The sequence below is a fragment of the Corallococcus sp. AS-1-12 genome (genome assembly GCF_020036995.1).
In the GTDB taxonomy this organism is placed as follows: Bacteria; Myxococcota; Myxococcia; order Myxococcales; family Myxococcaceae; genus Corallococcus.
The window spans coordinates 628,343-634,342 of the sequence record NZ_JAIQDD010000001.1; the positions used below are offsets into that span (position 1 = coordinate 628,343).

Here is a 6,000-nt window from a genome sequence, read left to right on the forward strand (position 1 = left end):
GTCTGGCCTGGGGCTACCTCCAGCGCCCGGACAGCACGGCTGAGCGCTTCATCCCCCACCCCTTCGCCACTGAACCGGGAGCGCGCCTCTACGACACGGGCGACCGCGTGCGCTGGCTGCGCGACGGGACGCTGGAGTTCCTGGGCCGCGCGGACTTCCAGGTGAAGCTGAGAGGCTTCCGCGTGGAGCCGGGCGAGATTGAAGCCGTGCTGCGCCAGTCGCCCGAAGTCCAGGAAGCGGTGGTCGTGGTGCGCGAGGACGTGCCCGGCGACAAGCGCCTCGTCGCCTACGTCGTGAGCGGTGAAGGCCTGGACACTGCGGCGCTGCGAGCGGCCGTGCAGAGGCAGTTGCCGGACTACATGGTGCCGGCTGCCATCGTGGTGCTGCCCAAGCTGCCGCTGAGCGCCAACGGCAAGGTGGACCGCAAGGCCCTGCCCGCGCCCCAGGCCCGTGTCGCGGACAGCGCGACTGCCGTGCCTCGGAGCGAACTGGAGAAGGCGCTCGCGGACATCTGGGCGGAGGTGCTGCACCTGGACGCGGTGGACATCCACGGCGACTTCTTCGAGCTGGGCGGGCACTCGCTGCTGGCCACCCAGGTGGTCGCGCGCATTCGCTCAACGCTGGGGTTGGAGGTGCCGCTGGGTGAGCTGTTCCGGTCGCCTACGGTGGCCTCGCTGGCGGAGAAGCTCGCGGAGGCCCGCCGCACGCAGGCGCCACCGCTGGTCCGGGTGGAGCGCACGTCCGCGCCGCCGCTGTCGTTCGCGCAGCAGCGGCTGTGGTTCATCGACCAGTTGGAGCCGGGCAGCCCGCTCTACAACATGCCGCTGGCGCTGAGCCTCACCGGCGAGCTGGACGTGGAAGCGCTGCGCGCCAGCCTGGACGCGCTGATGGCGCGGCATGAAGCCCTGCGGACCACCTTCCGCATGGAGAGCGGCCGCCCCGTGCAGGACATCCACCCGGAGGGCCACGTCCCCCTGGAGACGGTGGACCTGACCGGCCTGGGCAGCCGCGCCGCGAGGCAGGCCGAAGCCCAGCGCCTGGGCCACGCGGAGACGCTGCGCCCGTTCGACCTGACGCGCGGGCCGGTGATCCGCGCGCTGCTCATGAAGCTGGAGGCCAGCGAGCACGTGCTGGTGCTGCACCTGCATCACATCGTGTCCGACGGCTGGTCGCTGGGCGTCCTCGTGCGGGAGCTCACGGCCCTCTACGCGGCACTGCGAACGGGCCAGCCCGTGACGCTGCCCCCGCTGCCGGTGCAATACGCGGACTACGCCATCTGGCAGCGCGGCTGGCTCCAGGGCGGAGTGCTCCAGGCGCAGGTGGCGTGGTGGAAGCAGCAGTTGTCCGGAGCGCCCCTCGTGCTGGACCTGCCCACGGACCGGCCGAGGACGGCCGGTGCTTCGCGGCGCGGTGGTCTGATCCGGGTGACGCTGCCTCGCGCCCTGAGCGAGCGCGTGGACGCGCTGGCGCAAGCCGAAGGCGCCACGCCCTTCATGGCGCTCCTGGCGGCGTTCCAGGCGGTGCTCTCACGCGTCTCCGGACAGGATGACGTGCTGGTGGGCTCGCCCATCGCGAACCGCCGGCAGGCGGAGACGGAGGGCCTCATCGGCTTCTTCGTGAACATGCTGGTGCTGCGCGGGCGCTTCAGCGCGCGGACGACGTTCCGCGAGCTGCTCACGCAGATGCGCGCCACCACGCTGGGCGCGTACGAGCACCAGGACATCCCCTTCGAGCACCTGGTGGAGGCGCTCCAGCCCGAGCGTGACCTGGGCCGCACGCCGCTGTTCCAGGCGATGTTCGCGCTCCAGAACGCCCCTCTGCCGGAGCTGGCGGTGCCCGGCCTCGCCGTGGCGCCCACCCACCTGGAGGGCGAAGCCCCCTCGCAGTTCGAGCTGGCCCTGAACCTGAGCCGCTCCGCGGAAGGCTACGAGGGCCACCTGGGCTACGCGGCGGATCTGTTCGACACGGCCACCATCGAGCGGCTGTTCGCCCAGGTGCGCCGGCTGTTGGAGGCCGCGTGCGACGCGCCGGACCTGCCGTTGGCGGACGTGTCGCTCGTCTCGCCGGAGGAGCTGGTGCGGCTGGTTCGCATGGGCAGCGGCGAGCTGGTGGACTTCGAGCGGGACGCCACGCTGCACGGCCTCATCGAGCGGCAGGTGGTGCGCACGCCGGATGCCCCCGCTGTCGTGTTCGAGGAGACGGCGCTGACGTGCCGGCAGCTCGACACGCGGGCGAATCAGCTCGCGTGGCGGCTGCGCTCCATGGGAGTGGGGCCTGAGGTTCGGGTGGCGCTGTGCCTGGAGCGCTCGGTGGAGGCCCTCGTGGCGCTCCTCGCGGTGCTCAAGGCCGGTGGCGCCTTCGTCCCGTTGGACCCTGGCGCCCCGGCGGCGCGCAGGGACTTCGTGCTGAAGGACAGCGGCGCGGCCGTGCTCGTCACGACCGAAGCCGCCTGCGGGGAGTGGAGCCCCTACGGCGTCCACGAAGTGTGGCTGGACGTGGAGCAGACCGGCCTGGGTGCCCTCTCGCATGAGCCCCTGCCCGCCCTGACGGGACCGGAGCACCTGGCGTACGTGCTGTACACGTCCGGCTCCACGGGCACGCCCAAGGGCGTGATGGTGCAACACCGCACCATCCTCAACATGCACCGGGCCTTCCTCCGCGCGTTCTACGCGGGCCAGCCCAAGGGGCAGCGCGTCAGCGTCAACGCGCCGCTGTACTTCGACGCGGTGATGGACCGCGTGGTGCAGCTCATCGACGGGCACTGCCTCCACATCGTCCCGGACGCGCTGCGCGTGGACCCGGAGGCGATGCTCGCGTGGCTGGAGCAGCACCGCATCGACTCGTTCGACTGCACGCCCGCGCAGCTCAAGCCGCTCCTGGCGGCCGGGATGCTGGAGCGGGCCTGGGTGCCGCCCCTCGTGATGATGGGCGGCGACGCCCTGGACGCGGAGGCGTGGAGGAAGCTGGCCGCGACGGACCGCACGCGCGTCTTCAACGGCTACGGCCCCACGGAGTGCACGGTCTGCACGGCGGGCGTCATCATCCAGGGGAACTCCCGCACGGAGCCCTTCATCGGCCGGCCCGTGGCGAACCTGAACGCATACGTGCTGGACGCGCGGCAGCGCCTGGTACCCATCGGCACGCCGGGAGAGCTGTGCTTCTCCGGCGAGAGCGTCACGCGCGGCTACCTGGGCCGGCCGGACCTGACGGCCGAGCGCTTCATGCCAGACCCCTTCAGCGCGGAGCCCGGCGCGCGGCTCTACCGCACGGGAGACCGGGGCCGCTGGAGGCCGGACGGCACGCTGGAGTTCATGGGCCGCCTGGACTTCCAGGTGAAGCTGCGCGGCTACCGCATCGAGCTGGGCGAAATCGAGGCCACGCTGCGCACGCACGCGGGCGTCAGTGACGCGGTGGCCCTGCTGCGCGAGGACGCACCCGGTGACGCGAGGCTCGTGGCCTACGTCGTGACGGACGGCGACACGGAAGGACTGCGCGAGCACCTGCGGCGGCACCTGCCGGAGTACATGGTGCCGTCCGCCTTCGTCACCCTGCCCGTCCTGCCACTGACGCCCAACGGCAAGGTGGACCGCAAGGCGCTGCCGTCGCCGGAGGCACAGCGGCGCGCGGCGCGCTCGTACGAAGCCCCTGCAACGCCCGCGGAGGTGGCCCTGGCTTCGCTGTGGGAGGAGTTGTTGAACGTGCCCGTCGTGGGCCGCCATGACGGCTTCTTCGAACTGGGCGGACACTCGCTGCTGGCCACGCAGTTGGTCTCCCGCATCCGCGCCCGCTTCGGCGTGGACGTGGGCGTCCGGGCGCTGTTCGATTCCCCCACCGTGGCGGGGCTCGCGAAGCGGCTGCCGGACGCGCCGGAGGCCAGCGCCCTGCCGCCTCTGCGCCCCGCGACGGGCCCCGGTCCGCACCCGCTGTCCTTCGCGCAGCAGCGGTTGTGGTTCATCGACCAACTCGACCCGGGCAGCGCGCTCTACAACATGCCCACGGCACTACGCCTCTCCGGGGCGATGGATGTGCCCGCGCTCCAGCAGGCCTTCGACGCCCTGGTGCAGCGCCACGAAGCGCTGCGCACCACGTTCGAAGCGCACGAAGGCGAACCCCGCCAGCACGTGCACCCCGCCCCCACCGGAGTCCTGTCGGTGGTGGACCTGTCGGGCCTCTCCGACGACGTGCGTGAAGCGGAGGCGGCGCGGCTCGCGAGCGAGGACGCGCTGACGCCCTTCGACCTCGCCGTGGGGCCGCTCGCGCGCCTCACGTTGCTGAAGCTGGGCGAAGTGGAGCATGTGCTGCTTCTGTGCATGCACCACGCCATCGGAGACGGCTGGTCCATGAGCATCCTGGTGCGTGAAGTCACCGCGCTCTACGAGGCCTTCCGGCAGGGCCAGCCCTCGCCGTTGCCGGAGCTGCCGGTGCAGTACCCGGACTTCGCCGTCTGGCAACGGAACTGGCTCCAGGGCGAAGTGCTGGACGCGCAGTTGGCGTGGTGGACGCAGCAGTTGGCCGGAGCCCCACAGGCGCTGGCGCTGCCCACGGACAAGCCTCGTCCGCCCCAGCGCTCCGCCAGGGGCGCGACGTTCCCGGTGCGCCTGTCGCAGGACTTGAGTGAGGCGGTGGAGGCGCTGGCCCAGGCGGAGGGCGCCACGCCCTTCATGGTGCTGCTCGCGGCCTTCCAGACGCTGCTGCACCGGTACTCAGGCCAGGAAGACCTGCTGGTGGGCACGTCCATCGCGGGCCGGCGCCACGCGGAGACGGAGGGCCTCATCGGCTTCTTCGTCAACACGCTGGTGCTGCGCGCGCGGTTCGACGGACGTCCTTCGTTCCGCAAGCTGCTCGCGCAGGTACGCGCCACCACGCTGGGCGCCTACGAGCACCAGGACATCCCCTTCGAGCGGCTGGTGGAGGCCGTGCAGCCCGCGCGCGACCTGTCGCGCACGCCGCTCATCCAGGCCCTCTTTGCGCTCCAGAACGTGCCGGACGCGGAGGTGCGTCTGCCGGAGCTGACGCTGCGCCCGGTGGAGGTGGACCTGTCCTCGACGAAGTTCGACCTGGACCTGACGCTGGCTCGCACGGAGCGAGGCTTTGAGGGCGCCCTCTCCTACGCCACGGACCTCTTCGAACCTGCCACGGCCCGCAGGCTGTCCGAGCACCTGATCCAGTTGCTGGAGGGAGCAGTCGCGAAGCCCGACGCCGCGCTGGACACCCTGCCCCTGCTGACGGCGGAGGAGCGCCAGTGGGTGCTGGAGGAATGGAGCGGAGAGACCGCTCCCTTCGAAGGCGACGTGTCCTTCCACGCGCGCTTCGAACAGCAGGTGACGCGCACGCCGAAGGCGCCCGCCGTGGTGATGGGCGATACGACGGTGTCATTCCACCAGCTCAACGTGCGCGCGAACCAACTGGCGCACTCCCTGCGCTCGCTGGGCGTGGGCCCGGACGTGCCGGTGGCGTTCTGCCTGGAGCGCTCGCCGGAGGCCATCGTCGCTCTCCTGGGCATCCTCAAGGCGGGCGGCGCGTACGTGCCGCTCGACCCGGCGGCCCCTGAAGCGCGAAGGGCCTTCATCCTGGAGAACAGTGGCGCGACGGTGCTGCTGACCACCCAGGCGCAGGCGGAGTCCTGGCAGCCAGCGGTGCGGCACGTGGTGCGGCTGGACGCGGACGCGCGGCGCATCGAAGCGTCCTCGCCAGGCAACCCGCGAGTGGCCCTGCGGCCGGAGCATCTGGCCTACGTCATCTACACGTCGGGCTCCACGGGTACGCCCAAGGGCGTGATGATCCAGCACCGCTCGCTGGCGCACCTGCATCGTTCGCTGACGGAGGCCTGCTACCCGCAGGCGCCCAAGGTGATGCGGGTGAGCCTCAACGGGCCGCTCTACTTCGACGCCTCCGTGACGCAGTTGCTGTTGATGGCGGACGGGAGGTAGTCACAGAGGGTGTGGAAACGAGAAAGGCGACGTAACGATCCCCGGTGAGCACCACCGAAACGAGGCCGGG

The 6,000-nt window shown here is 71.5% G+C and carries 1 protein-coding gene (running past one end of the window); it reads left to right on the plus strand.

All coding sequences use genetic code 11. The features are described 5' to 3' along the window. A protein-coding gene (locus K8556_RS39660; RefSeq protein WP_223738383.1) for a non-ribosomal peptide synthase/polyketide synthase crosses the window boundary here: on the plus strand, positions 1–5,930 show its final stretch. The gene continues 22,597 nt to the left of window position 1, outside the view; only the last 5,930 of its 28,527 coding nucleotides appear in the window; the start codon falls outside the window, past its left edge; its stop codon occupies positions 5,928–5,930. Positions 5,931–6,000 lie beyond the last annotated feature (70 nt).